Consider the following 19,586-nt stretch of genomic DNA (forward strand, 5'->3'; position numbering starts at 1 on the left):
TCAGCCCCGGACCTGCCCCAGCCACTGCAAGGTGCGGCGGATTTCGGCCGGGAACGGGTGTCCGGGTCCGTGCAGGCGCTCCGCGTCGTGCAGGAGTCGTACGAGGGTCTCGTGCGCGGCGGGACGGTCGCCGAGCGCGAGAAGCAAGTGGCCGATGCGGCGCCGGACTTCGAGGGGCAGCGTGATGTCCGTGGTCGCGTACTGGTTCTCGTAGTACGGGAGCAGCGCCCGGTATTCGGCGAGCGCGGCGGCCGGTTCGCCGAGCTGTTCCAGGCACTGCGCGGCCTCGTAGCGGAACTGGAGGGACTGCGGGTCGGCCTGGCCCGCCTCAGCGGAGCGCTCGTCGGCGAGGCGGCGCAGCTCGGGCAGGGCGCGGCGGTACTGGCCGTCGTCCATGAGCGTCGCGGCGTACTGCTTGCGCAGGGTCCGTACGACCGGTGAGTGCTCGCCGTGCTGGGCCGCGGCGGCGGGCAGGATCGCGCCGAGGATGTCGACGGCCTGGGTGATGCGGCCCTCGCCGAGGAGGCGCTTGACCTCGTCGACGGCGCTCGCGACGTCCGGCCTGTCGGTGTGGGGCGTGGGCGCGGCGGGCTGCGGGGCGGGGGTGCGGGCGCGGTCGGGCCAGGGGGCGTGCGGGCGCAGGAAGGGGCGGGTCGGGTCGAGGGGGCCGCCGCTCGGTACGCCGCGCGCGGGCAGCAGCGGGAGCAGGGCCTCGTACGTCTCCTGCGCGGAGGCGGGCCGGTGCTGCGGGTCCTTGGCGAGCAGGCGCAGGACGAGCGCCTCCAGGGGTTCGGGGACCTCGGGGCGCAGGCGTCGGACCGGCAGGGGCGGCTCGTAGAGGTGGCGGTGCAGGACGCCGAGGGCGGTGGAGCCCGCGAACGGGACGTCTCCGCTGAGGAGTTCGTGCAGCAGCACCCCGAGCGCGTACAGGTCCGTGTAGGGGCCCACGGCGCCGCCCATGGCCTGTTCGGGCGCCATGTAGGCGGGGCTGCCGATGGGGGAGCCGGTGTGGGTGAGGCGGGTGGTGTCGGTGTCGAGCACGGAGGCGACGCCGAGGTCGAGGACGGTGACGGTGCCGTCCTGCTTGACCATCACGTTCCGCGGTTTGAGGTCGCGGTGCACGATCGGTACGGCGTGCACCGCGCACAGGACGGCGCACAGCTGGGCCGCGACGGAGACCGCCCACTGCCACGGGTAGGGGTCGTGTTCGGCGAGGTGGTCGGAGAGGTCGGCCCCGTCGACGTACTGCATGACGAGGTAGAGGTCCTCGCCCTGGGTTCCCGCGTCGTGGACGGTGACCAGGCCGGGGTGGTCGACCTGGGCCGTGACGCGGCACTCGCGCACGAAGCGGCGGCGCAGCTCTTCGGCCTCCTGGCCGGCGACGCGGTCGGGGCGCAGCAGCTTCACGGCGACGCGCCGGTCGAGCCGCTGGTCGTACGCCGTCCAGACCTGGCCCATGCCGCCCTGGCCGATGAGGGTGGACAGCTCGTAGCGTCCGGCGACGAGTTGTCCGCCGGACGCGTTCAGGGGGTGGGTCACCGTCCGCCTTCCTGCTTGCGCAGGTAGTCGCTGAGTTCGTCGAGCTCCGCGCGGACCTGGTCGATGCGGTGGGGCGGCGGCACCTGGGGCTGCGGGGCGGGGGTGGGCACGGGCGTGGGGGCCGGGCCCGCGGTCCGGGTGAGCTGGTCGTGCACGGGCGGCGTCGACGGCGGCGCGGGCTGCGGCGTGGGCGGCGCGTAGTGCTGGGCTTGCGGATACCCGTACGCGGGCTGCTGGAGCGGGGGTCGCTGGAGCGGCTGCTGGTACCCGTTCGCGTAACCGCCGTAGAACCCGAGGCGCCCCTTGCGGCAGTGGAGGATGTCGGCGACGAGGTAGTACAGGACGACTCCGGCGAGCGTGACCAGAAGCGTGATCATGCCCGCGTCTCCGCGCCACGTCGTGAAATCGTCGACGCCCGGGTCCGTGGCGAGCAGCGCGACCGTGCCGACCTGGAGCGCGGCGACGGACGCGAAGACGATCCAGTCCGTCCTGCTGCGCGTCGTCAGCGCGAGGCGCAGCAGCGCCGTCCACGCGAGGAAGCCGATGCTCAGCACGGTGAGCGCCACGAACAGGACGCGCAACGCGATCTGCACGCCATGCGACGGGCGCTGTGGCGGTGGCATGTAGCCCTGGCCGTGCATGGTTTCTCCTGCTGCTCCTGCTGACGGGTCCTTTGTGTGTCGAGCGTATAGGCCGACTCCGACAACCCGCGCCGGGTTGTACGGAACCGTTGTCGTACGGATGTCTTACGCGTCACTCGGGGCCGAGCGTGCCGTCCGTCAGGCCGTCGTGCAGGCCCTGCACGAGCTGTTCGCCGAGGCGCGCGGCTTGGCGCAGGGCGTCCTCGAACCCGGCCAGGGCGCGGAAGCGTTCGCCGTAGCGGCGCTGGTCGGCGAGTGGCAGGCGCGGGAGTTGGAGGCGGCGCACGTCCAGGCGCGTCGCGGTGGACGCGAAGCTGCTGGCCTGCCGGTTGTTGGCGGTGCCGCGCAGGAACCCGGCGAGGAACCAGGGGTCGAGGGCGGTCCGGTCGGGGCGCAGCAGCGTCAGGCCGCGGCCGAGCGCGGCGCCCGCGGTGGCCTCGTCGACGACGCGGGCGACCGCTCCGCCGCCCGCCATCGGCACGACGACGTCGCCCGCCTCGACGAGTACGGGTTCCTCGTCGCCGCTCTGGGGTGAGCCGGAGGGCGCGGTGCCGGCGAGGACGTCGTGGTCGGTGAGGACGGGCACGCCGGCAGAGCCGCCGGTGGCGGGCCCCGGTCCCGCGGCAACCGCCGTGGCGGTCCGCAGCACCAGGGCGCCGGCGCGGGCGAGTTCGCCCACGGTCGTCTGGGGCCAGCGGGCCGGGCTCTGCGCGGCGGGCGGGGTGTCGGGGGCACGGTCGGCGGTGAGGCGCAGGGTGTCGCCGAGGCGGGTGCGGACCGCGGCGAGCTCCTCGGCGCCGCCGCCCGCGGCCGGGGGCGGCAGCCGGCGTGCGGGCGCGAGGTCGACCTCGTCGTCGAGGAGTTCGATCACGGGCACGGAGCGGGCGACGCCGGGCAGTTCCTCGAGCGTGCCGTCGCGGTCGAAGGGCCGCCAGGCGTCGAGGACGGCCTGCTGGACCTGCTCCCACGGCAGCCTGTCGCGTCCGTCGCCGGAGCCCGCCGGCCGGCCCCCGGTCGTCTCGACGAGGAGGAGTTCCGGCGCGGGCGGAGCGCCGGCGCCGGGCCTGCGCAGGACCCACAGGTGCAGCGGGATGTTGTTGGGCGGGACGGAGCCCGCGGGCAGGGCGATCACGGCCCGCAGGGCGCCGCGACGCAGCAGGTCGGCGCGGATGCGGCGGCCCGAGCGGCGCGAGGCGGCGGCGGGCGGCATCAGCAGGACGGCGGTGCCGCCGTCGTGCAGGCGGGCCAACGCATGCTGGATCCAGGCGAGTTCGGACTCGGTGCGGGCCGGGAAGCCGTACTCCCAGCGGGCGTCGTAGGCGAGTTCGTCGTGGCCCCAGTTGCGTTCGTTGAACGGCGGGTGGGCGAGCACGGCGTCGGCGCGGACGTCGGGGAACGCGTCGGCGCGCAGGGTGTCGCCGGCGGCGGTGCGCACGGTGGCGCCGTCGGCGGCCGGGGTGCCGAGCGCGAGACGGAGCGCGGTGAGGGCGGCGAGGTCGGGGGCGCTGTCCTGGCCGTAGAGGCGCTGGTCGGGCTCGGGTGCGAGGTCGCGCACGGCGCGCAGCAGGGCGCCGGTGCCGCAGGCCGGGTCGAGGACGGTGCGGGCGGGTCCGGCGAGGGCGGCCATGAGCTGGGCGGGGCCCGGGGGCGTGAGGGTGTACTGGCGCGGGTTGGCGTCGAGATGACGGCCGAGCAGGAACTCGTACGTCTGGCGGGCGCCCAGTTCCGCGGCGAGTTCGGCGGCGCCGCGCAGCAGCGGGACGGAGGGCGGGAGCCCGGTGTCGGGCAGGCGCACGGCGCGCTCGTCGCGGGGTCCGAAGCGGCGGTTCAGGACGTCGTCGAGGGCGGCCGGGAGGCGCCGGGCGAGGTGCTCGTCGGAGACCGCGGCGAGTTCGAGCCAGTCGGTGGGCCGGTCGTGCACGAGAAGCAGGGCGCAGCCGGCGTGCAGGAGCGCGACGCCGGGGCCCACGGGATGTCCGGCGAGCTGCTGCCAGACGCGTTCACGCAGCGGGACCTCGGCGAGTTTTCCCTGCTCGCGCAGCCAGTTCTCGACGTCGGTGAGGGCGAAGGAGGGGCTGGTCTCGGTCCCGCCGACGGGCTTGGGGAAGTCGGGGTGGCGGCGGCGCCAGTTGCTGACGGCGGCGCGGCCGACCCCCGCGAGCCGGGCGATACCGGCCGCGGTCACTTCTGTGGCGTTGTCCTGCACCCGGTGTGCTCCCCTCGGCTCCCCCGCATGACTGTGGCGCCGAGCATACCCGCGAACACGTAAGCGCCCCATTCACGAGCGTGTACTAACTCGACCTTGTGAACCGTGTTGACTCGGTTCACAAGGTCTGTTCTTATTGACCCATCGAAACAAGCGGTCGCCGGGATCGAAGGGCCGCTTTCCTTTGGGGGGATCAGCCATGGGCATGAAGACCAAGATCGCGCTGGGTGCGGTCGTCGGGATCGTCGTGATCGGTGTCGTGTCGGCGAACTCGGGTGAGGGCGGCGACGGCAACGGGGGGAACGGCGGCGGCACCTCCGCCGCCGCGGACAAGAACACGGGCGACTCCGGCGGCAAGGCCGACGGCGCCGCCAAGGCCGACGCCGGTGACAAGGGCGCTTCGAAGGCCTCGCAGGCCGAGCAGTTCAAGGCCTTCGTGGCGAAGAACGGCACGCCCAAGGAGAAGGCCGCCGTCGCCCACGTCCTCAAGATCCAGGGCGCCGACCAGCAGAACGACGTCCTCGACAGCGCCGACGTCTACACCGACTTCACCGGCGGCCTGATGGGCGAGGGCTCCGGCCCCTCCAAGCTGATCGCCTCCGCGTTCGCGGACTGGAAGGACAGCAAGAACGGCCTCGTCACGGTCTACGACGCCGACGGCGAGATCATCACCAACGGCAACTTCTGACGGCCGTGCACCACCGCTCCGCCTCCACCACCTCAACCACTTCCCGGGGGAGAACTCCCATGCGTCGCAGCACCCTTGCCGCCCTCTGCCTCACCGCCGTCACGGCCACTCTCTCGCTCACCGCGTGCGGGACCGGCGGCCCCGCCGGCGCCGCGGGGCCGGGTGACAAGCCCAAGGCTCCCTTCGCCGACCTGTCGGGACCGCAGATCGCCAACAAGGCGATGAAGGCCACCCGCGGCGCCTCGTCCCTCACCATCAAGGGCGACACGGCCGACGGCGACGGCGGGCAGATCACCCTCGACGTCGCCCTCGACACGAAGGGCGAGTGCACCGGCTCGATGGGCATGGACGGGCAGGGCAAGGTCGACCTGATCAAGACGGGCCCGACCGTGTACCTCAAGTCCGACGAGGCGTTCCTGCGTGCCCAGAGCAAGGGCGAGTCCAAGGCGGACACCGACGCCGTCGTGAAGATGCTCGCGGGCCGCTGGATGAAGTCGAAGGCGGACAGCCCCGACGCCAAGGACATGGCGGACTTCTGCGACCTCGACTCGATGCTCGCCGAGTTCAAGAGCAATGACACCCTCGCCCGCAAGGGCAGGGCGACGACGGTCGACGGCACGCCCGCGTTCACCGTCACCGAGACCGACGGCAAGGACACGTACACGCTCTACGTCGCGACGGAGGGCAAGCCGTACGTGCTCAAGCTCGTCACCAAGTCCGCCAAGGAGCCGGCCTCGCTCACGTTCTCGGACTACGACAAGCCGGTCGAGGCAGCGCCGCCGGCCGACAAGGACATCGTCGACCTCGACAAGCTGGGCGGCTGAACCGGCCCGCGCTCGCGGTCACTTGGCGTGGAAGCGCTCCGGCGCCGACGTCGGGTTGCCGCCCGTGGGCAGCGCCTGGTCCGGGCAGGTCGACAGCACCCGCTTCATGGCGTCCCGCTCACCGGCCGTCACCCACAGCCCGTACTTCTTCTTCACGGCGACCTGCCCGGCGACATACGTGCACCGGTACCCCTTGCGGGGCGGCAGCCAGGTCGCCGTATCGCCCTCACCCTTGCTGCGGTTGGGGCCCGCGTCGACCGCGAGGAGGTTGAGCGGGTCGTTGGCCAGGGCGATGCGCTTGCTCGGGTCCCACTTCTGGGCGCCCTTCTGCCAGGCGTCGGAGAGGGCCACCAGATGGTCGATGTCGACCTGGCTGCGGCCGCGCGCGAACGCGATCTCCTTGCCGGTGTACGGGTCGGACGCGAGCGTCCCCGACACGACCGTGCAGCGCCCGTCGCGGAACTTCACCCCCGTCAGGTCCCGCTTGAGTATGTCGTCCCGGGTGTCGCAGCCGTTCGAATCGGTGTCGGCCCAGGCGCTGCCGAAACGACTCCGGTCGTAACCGGTCTTGGGGGCCCGCCCCTTGACGGTCAGCGAGTTCACGGCGTCGAGCGCGCTGCCCGCCTTGTACTCGGGCCCCGACCCCGCCCCGCCCTGCTGCTCCACGGTGCAGCCGGTGGCGGCGGCCACGGTCACCAGTACGGCGGCGACGGCCCGCCCAGCGCCTCGCATCACGACGCTCCCCCCTGCTAGTCCGGTCTCGGTGTCACCGTATCGGGTGAGCGCCCGTCACCCGGGCGCACCGGGGCGCGCGGAGGCAGCCGCCTTCCCCTCACCCCTCCCGCTCACGTCTTCCCGGGCCCGCCCCGGTCACGCATCTGTGTACGCACCTTCTCGGGCCCGCCCCGCGAGACTCTCCACGAAACTCTACGAACCGAGGATCGACGTCAGGAACTCCCCGACCCAGCCGAGGAGTTCGCGTCCGACCAGCGGCTTGCCGCCCACCTTCGCGGTCTTCGGGCGCGGGACGAGCACCTGGTGCGCCGCCGCCTTGATGACCGTGCCCGGGTAGAGGCGCTTGAGGCGCAGCTCCTGCGACTCCCTCAGCTCCACGGGGGCGAAGCGGATGTTGTTGCCCTGGAGGACGATCTCGGCGACGCCGCACGCCCGCGCGAACATGCGCAGACCGGCGACGAGCAGCAGGTTCTCGACCGGCTCGGGCAGCTTGCCGTAGCGGTCGGTGAGCTCCTCGCGGACCGCCTTGACGTCCGCTTCCGTGTTCACGGAGGCGATGGCGCGGTAGGCCTGCAGCCTGAGCCGCTCGCCCGGCGCGTAGTCGTGCGGGACGTGCGCGTCGACCGGGAGCTCGATCTTGACCTCCAGGGGCGGCTCCTCCTCGACACCGCCTTCGAGCGAGGCGCGGTAGTCCGCGACCGCCTCGCCGACCATGCGGACATAGAGGTCGAAGCCGACGCCCGCGATGTGGCCCGACTGCTCACCGCCGAGCAGGTTGCCCGCGCCGCGGATCTCCAGGTCCTTCATCGCCACGTACATACCGGCGCCCATCTCCGTGTGCTGGGCGATGGTGGCGAGGCGCTCGTGCGCGGTCTCGGTCAGCGGCTTCTCCGGCGGGTACAGGAAGTACGCGTACCCGCGCTCACGGCCTCGGCCGACGCGGCCGCGCAGCTGGTGGAGCTGGCTGAGACCGAAGTTGTCACCGCGCTCGACGATCAGCGTGTTCGCATTGGAGATGTCGATGCCCGACTCGACGATCGTCGTCGAGACGAGGACGTCGAACTTCTTCTCCCAGAAGTCCACGACCACCTGTTCCAGGGCCTGTTCGGACATCTGGCCGTGGGCCGTGGCGATGCGCGCCTCGGGGACGATGTCGCGCAGGCGGGCCGCCGCGCGGTCGATGGACTCGACGCGGTTGTGGATGTAGAAGACCTGGCCCTCGCGCAGCAGTTCACGGCGGACGGCCGCGCCGATCTGCTTCTCCTCGTACGGGCCCACGAAGGTGAGCACCGGGTGGCGCTCCTCCGGCGGCGTGGTGATCGTCGACATCTCACGGATGCCGGTGACGGCCATTTCGAGCGTACGGGGGATGGGGGTCGCGGACATCGTGAGGACGTCGACGTTCGCGCGGAGCTTCTTCAGCTGCTCCTTGTGCTCGACGCCGAAGCGCTGCTCCTCGTCGACGATGACGAGACCGAGGTCCTTGAACTTCGTCTCGGAGGAGAACAGGCGGTGCGTGCCGATGACGATGTCGACCGCCCCGTCGCGCAGGCCCTCCAGGGTGGCCTTCGACTCGGACTCCGTCTGGAAGCGCGACAGCGCCCGTACGTTCACGGGGAACTGGGAGTAGCGCTCGGAGAACGTGCCGAAGTGCTGCTGGACGAGGAGGGTCGTGGGCACGAGGACCGCGACCTGCTTGCCGTCCTGAACGGCCTTGAACGCCGCGCGAACGGCGATCTCCGTCTTGCCGTAGCCGACGTCGCCGCAGATCAGGCGGTCCATCGGGACCGTCTTCTCCATGTCCTCCTTGACCTCGGCGATGGTCGTGAGCTGGTCGGGCGTCTCCACGTACGGGAAGGCGTCCTCCAGCTCGCGCTGCCAGGGCGTGTCCGGGCCGAAGGAGTGGCCGGGCGCCGCCATGCGCGCCGAGTACAGCTTGATCAGGTCCGCGGCGATCTCCTTGACCGCCTTCTTCGCGCGGGCCTTCGTCTTCGTCCAGTCCGCGCCGCCGAGCCGGTGCAGCGTCGGGGCCTCGCCGCCGACGTACTTGGTGATCTGCTCCAGCTGGTCGGTGGGGATGTACAGGCGGTCGCCGGGCTGGCCGCGCTTGGCGGGCGCGTACTCGACGACGAGGTACTCGCGGGTCGCGCCCTGGACCGTGCGCTGCACCATCTCGATGTAGCGGCCCACGCCGTGCTGCTCGTGGACGATGTAGTCCCCGGACTCGAGGGTGAGCGGGTCGATCGTCTTGCGGCGGCGGGCCGGCATGCGCTGGCCGTCCTTGCCCGCCGCCTTCTGGCCGGTCAGGTCCGTCTCGGTGAGGACCGCCAGCTTCAGGGCCGGGTCCACGAAGCCGTAGTCGATGGAGCCGCAGGAGACCTGCACGAGCGCCGGGGTGAGCTCGGTGAGGTCCTGGTCGAGGCGGGCCGGGACTCCTTCGCCGCCGAGCACCTCGACGGTGCGGGCGGCGGGGCCGTGCGCCTCGGTGACGTAGACGGTGCGCCAGCCGCCGGACAGCCAGCCCTTGGTGTCGGCGAGCGCCCGCGCGGTGTCGCCGCGGTACGACTCGGGGGCGTGCATGCCGAGCTTCAGGGTGTCCGAGCCCAGCTCCTCGTCGGCCGCGAACGGCGACACCGACCACCACATCATGTCCAGCTCGCGCGCCCGGTCGCGGACGTCGGCGATGGACCACAGGGACGCCGCGTTCACGTCGATGGGCGCCTCGCCGCCGCCGGCGGTGGCCGCCCACGACGCCTGGAGGAACTCCTGCGACGTGGCCACCAGGTCGGCCGCGCGCGTACGCACCCGCTCCGGGTCGCACACCACGGCCATGGAGCCCTCGGGCAGCACGTCGAGCAGCAGCTCCATGTCGTCGACGAGGACCGGGGCGAGGGACTCCATGCCCTCGACCGCGATGCCCTCGGCGATCTTGCCGAGGAGTTCGCCCAGCTCGGGGTGCTCCTCGGCGAGGGCGGCGGCGCGCTCGCGCACCTGGTCGGTGAGCAGCAGCTCACGGCAGGGCGGCGCCCACAGGCCGTGCTCGGCGACCTCCAGGGAGCGCTGGTCGGCGACCTTGAAGTAGCGGATCTCCTCGACGTCGTCGCCCCAGAACTCGACGCGCAGGGGGTGTTCCTCGGTCGGCGGGAACACGTCGAGGATGCCGCCGCGCACGGCGAACTCGCCGCGCTTCTCGACGAGTTCGACCCGGGAGTAGGCAGCCGCGGCCAGCGACTCGACGATCTCGTTCAGATCGGCGCTCTGTCCGGTGCTCAGCGCCACGGGCTCCAGGTCCCCGAGCCCCTTGACCTGAGGCTGGAGCACGGACCTGACGGGGGCGACGACGACGGAGACCGGGCCGGTCTCCGGGTCGTCGGCGCGGGGGTGCGCGAGGCGGCGCAGGACGGCGAGACGGCGGCCCACGGTGTCGGAGCGCGGGGAGAGCCGCTCGTGCGGGAGCGTCTCCCACGAGGGGTACTCGGCGATGCCGTCCGGCGGCAGCAGCGAGCGCAGCGCCGCGGCCAGATCCTCGGCCTCCCGCCCGGTGGCGGTCACGGCCAGCACGGTCCGCCCGGTCCGCCGCGCGAGAGCGGCCACCGCGAAGGGCCGCGCGGCGGGCGGGCCGACGAGGTCGACGTGGGGGCGGTGCCCGTCGGTGGCGGCCTTCACCGCTTCGGCGAGCGCCGGGTCTCGACTTACGGCGTCCAGCAGACCGTGCAGGCTCATGAAGGGCTTCCATCCCGGGAGTGGGCAACGCGAACCGCCCGACACGTCGAACGGGCCGGGGGTCTTCCAGACTACGACGCGCCGCCGACAGCCGCGTGCGGATCGTCCGCGGATCACACGCATGACCCCCAGGACGCACGGCGGCCCCGGAGCGTCCGGGAAGGACACTCCGGGGCCGCCGCCTCCGTTCCCCCGTTCGCACCACCCCGCGGAGCTACTCCGTGGCGATCGCGTTCAGTACGTTCATCCGGCCCGCCCGGAACGCCGGGATCAGCGCGGCGAACAGGCCCACGAAGGCCGAGCCGATGAAGACGCCGATGATCGTCGGCCAGGGGATCTCCAGGACGTCCAGGCCCTCCAGGGCGAGGAGCTTCTGGGCGGTCGCGCCCCAGCCCATGCCCAGGCCGAGGCCGAGGAGGGCGCCGAAGAGGGCGATGACCACCGACTCCAGGCGGATCATGCGGCGCAGCTGCCGGCGCGAGAGGCCGATGGCCCGCATCAGGCCGATCTCACGGGTGCGCTCCACCACGGACAGCGCCAGTGTGTTCACGACGCCCAGGACCGCCACGATGATCGCGAGAGCCAGGAGGCCGTAGATCATGTTGAGGAGCTGGCCGATCTGGTCCTTCAGGGTCTGCTTGTAGTCGGTCTGGTCCTTGACGTGGACCGTCGGGTCGGACGCGACCGACGACTTCAGCGCCTTGTAGGCCTGGTCGGCCTTGCCGGCGTCCGCCTTGGCGAACATCATCCCGTTGAGCGGCAGCCGGTCGGCGGGCAGGTACTGCTTCGCGGTCGTGAGGTTGATGTACATCGCGCCCTTGTCGAACGTGGTGTCGTCCGACGTGATCGCCGCGATCTTCAGGTCGGCGGTACGGCCTCGTTCGAACGCGACATTCATGGTGTCGCCGACCTTGAGGTGGTTCTTCTCGGCGAACTCCGAGCCGATGGACATCGCGTTCTTCCCGTACGCCGCCGACAGCTCACCGGCGGTCGTCTCGCGCCGCAGGTCCTGGGCGTACGTGGGCGTCGCGGCGACGAGCTCCTCGTCCTCCTTCGTACCGCCCGACGTGGTCAGCTTCGTCCTGACGTACTTCACCTCGGTGACGTGGGAGACGTACGGGGCCTTCTTCAGGGCCTCGGCGGCCTGCGGCTTCAGCCCGTTCTGTCCCTCGATGATGAAGTCGGCGCCGACGGACCTGTCGAGCTCGCTGGTGGCCGAGGCGACCATCGAGGAGCCGACGACCGACAGGCAGGCGACGAGCGCGAGGCCGATCATCAGGGCCGCGCCGGTGGCGCCGGTGCGGCGCGGGTTGCGCAGCGCGTTGCGCTCGGCCATGCGGCCGACGGAGCCGAACATCCGCAGGAGCACGGCGCTGATGACGCGCACCACACCGCCCGCGAGCAGCGGTCCGACGACGACGAACCCGACGAGCGTGGCGACGATGCCGACGCCGAGCCACAGGGAGCCCTCGCTCGCCTCGGCGGCCTGCGTGGCGGTGTAGAGCGCGAAGCCGCCGCCGCCCGTGAGGACGAGACCGATCAGGGCACGGACCAGGCCGGCCTTGACGTCGGCGGGGGTGCCGGCGTCCCTGAGGGCCGCCATCGGCGAGACCTTGCCCGCGCGGCGGGCCGGGACGTAGGCGGCGAAGACGGTGACGACGATGCCGAGGAGCAGTCCGACCACCGGGGTCGTCCACCGCACGGTCAGGTCGTCGGTGGACAGGTCCATGCCCGCCGCGGACATCAGCTTCATCAGGCCGACGGCGAGTCCGACGCCCGCGCCGACACCGATGACCGACCCGAAGACGCCGAGGAGCAGCGCCTCGACGAGGACCGAGCGGTTGACCTGCTTGCGGCTCGACCCGATGGCGCGCATCAGGCCGATCTCGCGGGTCCGCTGGGCGACCAGCATGGAGAAGGTGTTGATGATCAGGAAGATGCCGACGAGGAAGGCGATCCCGGCGAAGCCGAGCATGGCGTACTTGATGACGTCCATGAACTCGCCGACGTCCTTACGGTTGGCGTCCGCGGCCTCCTTCTGCGTCTGGAACTTGTACGGGCCGTCGAGGGACGCCGCGACGTTCTTCTTGAGGTCGCTGTCGCTGACGCCGCTGGCGGCGGCGACGTTGATCTGTGTGAACCGTCCGCTCCGACCGATGAGTTCGCGCTGGGCGGTGGCCGTGTCGAAGTAGACGACGGCCGCGCCCGGGTTGGTCACCTTGAAGGAGGCGATGCCGACGATCTTCGCCCTGAAGTCACCGGTGGCGGCGATGGTGCGCAGTTCGTCGCCCATCTTCAGGTGGTGCTTCTTCGCCGTGTCGGAGTCGACCATGACCTCGGTGGGCCCGCGCGGGGCGTGGCCCGAGGTGATGTCCATGGAACGCAGGTCGTTGTGCGTCCAGTTGCCCGCGATCGTGGGGGCGCCGTTCTCGGAGCCCATGTTCTTGTTGTCCGCGTTCACGACGGTCACGTTCATCGAACTGACCGCACCCTCCGCCGACTTGACGCCGTCGGCCCGCTGGACCTGGGTGAGGGCGGAGGCCGGCATCGACTCGGGGCGCCCGGTGTCGCTGCCCTCGCTCTTGGCGGCCTTCGGGCTGACGGTCACGTCGGACGACGTCGCCGCGAACAGCTTGTCGAACGTCGTGTCCATCGTGTCGGTGAAGACGAGCGTGCCGCACACGAACGCCACCGACAGCAGGACCGCGACGGCCGAGAGGGCCATGCGCCCCTTGTGTGCGAAGAAGTTGCGCAGGGAGGTCTTCATGACGGTGTTCGCACTCATGACGTGCGCCCCCGCGCGTCGAAGTCCTTCATGCGGTCGAGGACGGCGTCCGCGGTGGGGCGGAGCATCTCGTCGACGATGCGGCCGTCCGCGAGGTACAGCACCCGGTCCGCGTACGAGGCGGCGACCGGGTCGTGGGTGACCATCACGATGGTCTGGCCGAGCTCGTCGACGGACTGCCGCAGGAAGCCGAGCACTTCGGCTCCGGCGCGGGAGTCCAGGTTTCCGGTCGGCTCGTCACCGAAGATGATCTCCGGCCGGGCGGCGAGCGCGCGGGCCACGGCGACGCGCTGCTGCTGGCCGCCGGAGAGCTCGGTGGGCCGGTGCTTGAGGCGCTCGGCCAGACCCACGGTCCGCACGACGCGGTCCAGCCACTGCTTGTCCGCCTTGCGGCCCGCGATGTCCATGGGAAGCGTGATGTTCTCGAGCGCGTTCAGCGTCGGCAGCAGGTTGAACGCCTGGAAGATGAAGCCGATCCGGTCCCGGCGCAGCTGCGTGAGCTTCTTGTCCTTGAGGCCGGTGATCTCGGTCTCGTCCAGGTAGATCTGTCCGGACGTGACGCTGTCGAGCCCGGCGAGACAGTGCATCAGCGTGGACTTGCCGGACCCCGAGGGGCCCATGATCGCGGTGAACCGGCCGCGGGCGATGTCCACATCGACGTGGTCGAGCGCGACGACCCGGGTCTCGCCCGAGCCGTAGGCCTTGACGACCTGCCGCGCCCGCGCGGCGACGGCCGTCTGCCCTCCAGTGCCCCCGGTCCTGGGAATGGTCACAGCCGTTGTCACGGTAAGTCTCCTATGTCGGTCATACGGAAGGTCAGGTGTGTGCGACGCGCTTCAGTCTGCTGGCGAGGGGGGCCCGGGCACCCTGGTGCAGGACACCGTCTTTCCCGGGGGAAAACCCCACCCCTTGAAGGTAGGAAGAACCCCCCGCCCCTCTCGTCCTCCGGGGGTACGAACCGTCCCCTGTCCGCAGTACGGAGGTCCCCCTAGGGGGAGTCCACCCAACGGTGGAGCCCCTCTAGGGGTTCGCTCCACCTTCCCGCCCAGTCATGCTCCGCCCTCCCGCCGCGGCAGGGTCAAGTGAGAAGGTGTCGGGGGCGAGATAGATGCAGGGGGAAGGAATCCGGTGGGCGGCGCGACAACACAGACGGGCACGGGGAGGGACCGGCGCCGGGGCGCGGTCGTCGCGGCGCTGATGCTCTCCATGGCACTGGCGGCACTCGACTCCACCATCGTCTCCACGGCGGTCCCGCAGATCGTCGGCGACCTCGGCGGCTTCTCCGTCTTCTCCTGGCTCTTCTCGGGCTACCTGCTCGCCGTCACCGTCACGCTGCCCGTCTACGGGAAGCTGTCCGACACCTTCGGCCGCAAGCCCGTCCTCATCGGCGGCAGCATCCTCTTCCTCGTCGGATCGGTCCTGTGCGCGGGCTCCTGGAACATGGGCGCGCTCATCGCCTTCCGCGTCGTCCAGGGCCTGGGCGGCGGCGCCATCCAGGGCACCGTCCAGACCCTCGCCGCCGACCTCTACCCGCTCAAGGAACGCCCCCGCATCCAGGCCAGACTGTCGACGGTGTGGGCGACCTCTGCCGTCGCGGGCCCGGCGCTCGGCGGACTGCTCGCCTCGTACGCGGGCTGGCGCTGGATCTTCCTGATCAACGTGCCCGTCGGCGCGCTCGCCCTCTGGCTGGTCGCGCGCCATCTCCACGAACCCGTACGGGAGAAGGGCCCGCGCGCCCGCATCGACTGGGCCGGCGCGCTCGCCGTGTTCGCGTGCGGCGGGGTGCTCCTGACCGCGCTCGTACAGGGCGGCGTCGCCTGGGACTGGCTCTCGGCCCCGTCGATCGCCATGTTCGGTGCGGGAGTCGCGCTGATCGGCGCCGTCGTCGCCATCGAGCGGCGGGCCGCCGAGCCGATCATCCCCGGCTGGGTCTGGCGCCGCCGCACCATCGCCGCCGTCAACCTCGCACTCGGCGCGCTGGGCCTCCTGATGGTCGCGCCGACCGTGTTCGTGCCCACGTACGCGCAGGCCGTCCTCGGACTCGCCCCCATGGCCGCCGGGTTCGTGCTCTCCGTGATGACGCTGAGCTGGCCCGTCTCCGCGGCCCTCAGCCAGCACGTGTACCGCAGGATCGGCTTCCGCAACACGGCCGTCGTCGGCATCGCGGCCGCGCTCCTCATCCTGCTCGCGTTCCCGCTGCTGCCCTATCCCGGGGCCGCCTGGCAGCCCGCGCTGGTCATGCTGCTGCTCGGCGCGGCGCTCGGACTCTTCCAACTGCCCCTGATCGTCGGGGTCCAGTCGACCGTCGGATGGGCGGAGCGCGGTACGACGACCGCGTCCGTCCTGTTCTGCCGGCAGATAGGCCAGACGGTCGGCGCCGCGCTGTTCGGCGCCGTCGCCAACACCGTGCTCGCCGGGCGGCTGGGCGGCGCGGGATCCCTCGACTCGGTGGCCAAGGCCCTGGAGGACCCCGCCTCCGTGGCCGACCCGGACCGGCTGCGGCGGGCCGTGGCGGCGGCCGTCGACTCGGTCTACGTGGGCGCCGCGTGCGCGGCCGCGCTCGCGCTGATCGCCCTGCTGTGCCTCGCGCCGCGGCGTTTCCCGGTGCTCGACCAGGGCGGTGAGCGCGGCGGTGAGCAGGGCGCCGGGCGGGGCGGCGAGCGGTCGGACGGGGCGACATCCGCGGCCGATGGCAACTCAGCCGGCTCACAAGATGCGCGTCGGCATCACTCACCCCTCTCACAACGCACCGACTGAACAGTTCGCGAGAACCGTCGCGCAAACCCCCTACCTACGAGTAACGTTCCGGCTCCCCCCTCGCTCCCTGCGTCCGCAATCCCCGGCGGACCCAAGCCGCGCAAGGAGAACCGGGATGTCCGACACACCGCACCGCTCATATTCCGACCACCAGAACGAGCCATGGCAGGGCCCCTTCCCCACGGGCCGGAGCCAGTACGGAAACCAGGACCGGCACGCGTACCAGCAGCCACAGCAGCCGTACGCGCCACAGCAGTCGTACCCACAACAACCGCCGCACCCGCGACAGCAGCCCGACCCCGCTCTCACCTATCCCTGGGCGCCTCCTCCCCCACCACCCGCGCCCGCGCACCGGCTGCCGCGCCACCCCGCGCTCGGCCACCACAGCGACCTGCGACTGCTGCGCAGCGCCTACCGCTCGCAGCGGCGCGTCGCCACGCTCACCGCACTCGGCTACTTCACCCTCTTCCTCGTCCTGTCGGCGTTCGCGCCCTCCCTCATGACGGGCACACTCCCCGGCGGCTTCTCCACCGGCCTCTTCCTCGGCCTGTGCCAGCTCCCGGTGACCGCGCTCGCCCTCTGGCTGTACGAGTTCACCGCCCGCCGCCGCGTCGACCCGCTCGCCCACCGGCTGCGCAGGCAAGCCGAGTTGGACCAGCGTCCGGCGCACGGAACGACCGGGGGGAACTTCCGATGACGGACTTCAGCAGCTCGGCCCAGGGGATGTCCCTGGTCGCCTTCACCGCGGTCGCCACCGTCACGCTGCTCCTGTGCGTGATGACCGGCCCCGACCGCGACAACCTCGACGAGTTCTACACCGGCTTCGGCTCCCTCACCCCGATGCGCAACGGCCTCGCCATCGCGGGCGACTACATCTCCGCGGCGACCGTCCTCGGCACCGGCGGCATCATCGCGCTCACCGGCTACGACGGGATCGTCCTCGCCCTGAGCACGTCCCTGTCCCTGATGCTCCTGATGTTCCTGCTGGCCGAACCCCTGCGCAACGCGGGCCGGTTCACCATGGGAGACGTGATCGCCCGCCGCCTGCCGGGACGCGCCGTACGCATCACCGCGTGCGTCACCACCCTCGCGGCACTGCTCCCGCTGATGCTCGTCCAACTGGCGGGCGCCGGCGACCTGCTGGCGTTCGTCCTCGGCTTCACCAGCGAGGGGTTCAAGACGGGCTGCGTCATCGCGCTCGGCGCCCTGATGATCAGCTACGCGGCGATCGGCGGCATGAAGGGCACCGCCCTCATCCAGATCATGAAGACCGTGATGCTGCTCGGGTCAGGCCTGACCGTCGCCCTCCTGATCCTGTACCGCTTCGACTGGAACCCCGGCGCCCTCGCCTCACAGGCCGCGCAGGCCAGCGGCGTGGGCGACGCCTTCCTGCACTCGGGTCTCCAGTTCGCCGGCACCGCCAACCCCCGCCTGGACATGATCAGTTCGGAGCTGACCGTCGTCCTGGGCGGCGCGTGCCTGCCCCACGTCACGATGCGCATGTACACGGCGCGCAGCGCGCGTGAGGTGCGTCGCTCGATGTCCTGGGCGGTGTCGGCGGTCGGCCTCTTCGTGCTGATCATCGCGGTCGTCGGGTTCGGCGCGACGGCGTTCCTCGGCCGGGCCGCCGTCGCGGCGGCGGACCCGCAGGGCAACACCGCGTATCTGCTCGGGGCGCGCGCCGCGTTCGGCGCGAACGCCTCCACGGCGGAGACGCTGGTGTTCACCACGGTCACCACGGCGCTCTTCCTCACGCTGCTCGCCTCGGTCTCCGGAATGATCCTGGCCTGCGCCAACTCCCTCGCGCACGACGTCTTCGCCCACCGCAGGACGCCGCTCACCGCCCGCAGGGAGATGACCCTGGCCCGCGTCTCGGCGCTGTCCGTCGGCGTGCCCGCGATCCTCCTGGCCACGCTCGTCCAGCACTACAACCTCCAGCCGCTGGTCACGCTGTCGTTCTGCCTGGGCGCCTCGGCGCTCGCGCCCGCGCTCGTCTACAGCCTGTTCTGGCGCCGCTACACGAGTACGGGCCTGCTGTGGACGCTGCTCGGCGGCACGGCGTCCTGCCTCGTCCTGATGACGGGCACCAACCTGGTGTCGGGCTCACCCACCTCTGCGTTCCCCGGCCAGGACTTCAACTGGTTCCCCTTCACCACGACGGGCATCGCCTCGATCCCGCTGGGCTTCCTCTTCGGCTGGCTCGGCACGCTGGCCTCCGGCCGCCGGACGGCCGACAGCCAACGCCGCCAGTACGAGGCGGTGGAGGCGTGGATCCTGGCCGGCGCGACGCGGCTCGCCCCGCAGGGCAAGGACGGGTAGGCCCGCCACGCACCCGGCGCCACGGCGCCCCGTCGACGCGGTCTCGGCGCCTTCACGGCGTCCCGTCGGCGGGGTTGCGGCCCCGTCACGGCCTCCCGCCGGAGAGGCTGCCGCCCCGCCGCGACCTCCCACCGGCGGGGTCGCGGCACGCTTACGGCGTCCGGCCGGCGTGAGCGAGGCCCGTGGCCGACCCCTCCTACGGCGTCCCGTCGGCGAGGTTGCGGCCCGTGAGCGCGGCCAGGGTGGTGCGGACGTGCTCCATGTGGGCGCGGACCTGGTCCCACTCCTCACCGTGCTCGCGCAGCACCCGCTCCGTCTCGCGGCCCACGCCCTCCTCGTGCAGGGTCGCCTCCGCGAGGAGCTCCGCGGCGCGGGCCTCGGCGTCCTCCTCGCCGTGCCGGGCCGACTCCTCCGCCTCGGCGAACGCCCGCCGCGCCTCGGACAGCCGCCCCTCGGCCAGCGCCAGGCGCTCCGCCTCGCGCACGTCCGCCTCGGCCTCCTGCCCAGCGATCTCCCGCTCGGCCTCGTCCCGCCGCTCCGCGTGGTCCTTCTCCTGGGCCGCGAGGGTCGCCGCGGTCCGATCCCGCACGTCGTCCAGCGCGACGAGCGCTTCCTCGCGCCGCTGCTTCGCCTCGTCACGGGCGGCGGCGCGGGCCTCGTCGGCCGTGACGCGGTCGGCGCCCAGCCGCTCGTCGGCCCACTGCTCGGCCTCGGCCAGTACGGCGTCGGACGCGGCGCGGGCCGCCGCACGCGTCTCGCGCGCGCGGGCCTGCGCGTCCTGAGTGATCCGCCGGACCTCGTCGGCGGCAGCCGCCCGTACCCCGTCCGCCTCCTCCTCGGCGAGGGCGAGGATCTCGCGGGCGCGGTCGCCGAGGGACTCGTACGTCTGCGGGGCGAGCTGCGTCACGGCCAGCCGCAGCCGCTGCGCCTCGGCCTCCAGCTCCGCCACCCGGGCGGTCAGCCGGGCGACGCGCTCACGGGCGTCGTCGCGGTCCTGGGACAGCTCGGCGGCCAGCGCGTCCACCTGCGCGGGACGGTAGCCGCGGCCCCGTCCCGTGACGAAGCCATGGGGCGACACCGACGCACCGCTGCTCATCCTTGATTCCCCTCTTCGCCTCTTCGGCTCTCCTACCCGGCATCCGATCGAGCCGAAGCGCTCAAAACAAGACACTCCGCCCAACCCACTCGACAAGGATGCGCCAAATACTGCTGAAAGTCGGAATCGGGAGCCCGGAGCGCGAGGGAGCTCACACCCGGCCCACCGCGACAGACACGCACGACGCGCAGCAGCACACAAAGGGGAGAGGCGGGGGGGGGGGGGCGGGGGGGCGCCCGCCCCCCCAGGGGGGCCGCCGCGGGCCGGCGCGCC

13 protein-coding genes are annotated in these 19,586 nt (G+C 72.1%); 5 read left to right on the forward strand and 8 right to left on the reverse strand.

Going from position 1 to position 19,586, the window contains the following annotated elements; genetic code table 11:
- The 3 genes from ACFC96_RS06580 to ACFC96_RS06590 all read right to left on the reverse strand — a co-directional run bounded on the left by ACFC96_RS06580 (position 1) and on the right by ACFC96_RS06590 (position 4,386).
- Entirely contained in the window at positions 1-1,485 is a 1,485-nt protein-coding gene (locus ACFC96_RS06580) for a protein kinase (protein WP_376610952.1), read from the reverse strand.
- 50 nt (positions 1,486-1,535) lie between these two features.
- Positions 1,536-2,180, reverse strand: a complete 645-nt coding sequence (locus ACFC96_RS06585) for a hypothetical protein (protein ID WP_376610631.1) — start codon at positions 2,178-2,180, stop codon at positions 1,536-1,538.
- 112 nt (positions 2,181-2,292) lie between these two features.
- Positions 2,293-4,386 carry an N-6 DNA methylase gene (locus ACFC96_RS06590; protein ID WP_376610633.1) on the reverse strand — a complete coding sequence of 698 codons (2,094 nt, stop codon included), beginning with the start codon at positions 4,384-4,386 and terminating at the stop codon, positions 2,293-2,295.
- Between the two features lie 199 nt (positions 4,387-4,585).
- On the opposite strand from ACFC96_RS06590, the gene ACFC96_RS06595 reads away from it, so the two are divergent.
- Entirely contained in the window at positions 4,586-5,074 is a 489-nt protein-coding gene (locus ACFC96_RS06595; protein ID WP_376610635.1) for a hypothetical protein, read from the forward strand.
- A 59-nt stretch (positions 5,075-5,133) separates the two neighbouring features.
- A complete protein-coding gene (locus tag ACFC96_RS06600) occupies positions 5,134-5,898 on the forward strand; it encodes a hypothetical protein (RefSeq protein WP_376262312.1) in 765 nt (254 codons plus the stop codon).
- A gap of 18 nt (positions 5,899-5,916) precedes the next feature.
- On the opposite strand, the gene ACFC96_RS06605 is transcribed toward ACFC96_RS06600, so the two are convergent.
- From ACFC96_RS06605 to ACFC96_RS06620, 4 genes are all read right to left on the reverse strand, one after another.
- On the reverse strand, positions 5,917-6,630 hold the full coding sequence (locus ACFC96_RS06605) for an HNH endonuclease family protein (protein WP_376262310.1): 714 nt from the start codon (positions 6,628-6,630) through the stop codon (positions 5,917-5,919).
- A 195-nt stretch (positions 6,631-6,825) separates the two neighbouring features.
- Positions 6,826-10,356: a transcription-repair coupling factor gene (gene mfd, locus ACFC96_RS06610; RefSeq protein ID WP_376610636.1), complete on the reverse strand. Its 3,531-nt coding sequence runs from the start codon at positions 10,354-10,356 to the stop codon at positions 6,826-6,828.
- 214 nt (positions 10,357-10,570) lie between these two features.
- Entirely contained in the window at positions 10,571-13,141 is a 2,571-nt protein-coding gene (locus tag ACFC96_RS06615; RefSeq protein ID WP_376610638.1) for an ABC transporter permease, read from the reverse strand.
- Positions 13,138-13,926, reverse strand: a complete 789-nt coding sequence (locus tag ACFC96_RS06620) for an ABC transporter ATP-binding protein (protein ID WP_376262301.1) — start codon at positions 13,924-13,926, stop codon at positions 13,138-13,140. Before ACFC96_RS06620 ends, ACFC96_RS06615 begins: the two co-directional genes overlap by 4 nt.
- A gap of 412 nt (positions 13,927-14,338) precedes the next feature.
- On the opposite strand from ACFC96_RS06620, the gene ACFC96_RS06625 reads away from it, so the two are divergent.
- The 3 genes from ACFC96_RS06625 to ACFC96_RS06635 all read left to right on the forward strand — a co-directional run bounded on the left by ACFC96_RS06625 (position 14,339) and on the right by ACFC96_RS06635 (position 18,217).
- Positions 14,339-15,898 (forward strand): MFS transporter, encoded by a 1,560-nt coding sequence (locus ACFC96_RS06625; protein WP_376262563.1) that lies wholly within the window; start codon positions 14,339-14,341, stop codon positions 15,896-15,898.
- 115 nt (positions 15,899-16,013) lie between these two features.
- A complete protein-coding gene (locus ACFC96_RS06630; RefSeq protein ID WP_376262298.1) occupies positions 16,014-16,595 on the forward strand; it encodes a DUF485 domain-containing protein in 582 nt (193 codons plus the stop codon).
- Positions 16,592-18,217, forward strand: coding sequence for a cation acetate symporter (locus tag ACFC96_RS06635; protein ID WP_376262295.1), 1,626 nt, complete (start codon positions 16,592-16,594; stop codon positions 18,215-18,217). The genes ACFC96_RS06630 and ACFC96_RS06635 overlap by 4 nt, the downstream gene beginning before the upstream one ends.
- A 196-nt stretch (positions 18,218-18,413) precedes the next feature.
- Here ACFC96_RS06635 and ACFC96_RS06640 read toward each other — a convergent pair whose 3' ends face one another.
- Positions 18,414-19,313 (reverse strand): cellulose-binding protein, encoded by a 900-nt coding sequence (locus ACFC96_RS06640; protein WP_376610640.1) that lies wholly within the window; start codon positions 19,311-19,313, stop codon positions 18,414-18,416.
- Positions 19,314-19,586 lie beyond the last annotated feature (273 nt).

Source organism: Streptomyces sp. NPDC055955, assembly GCF_042270245.1.
Lineage (GTDB): Bacteria > Actinomycetota > Actinomycetes > Streptomycetales > Streptomycetaceae > Streptomyces.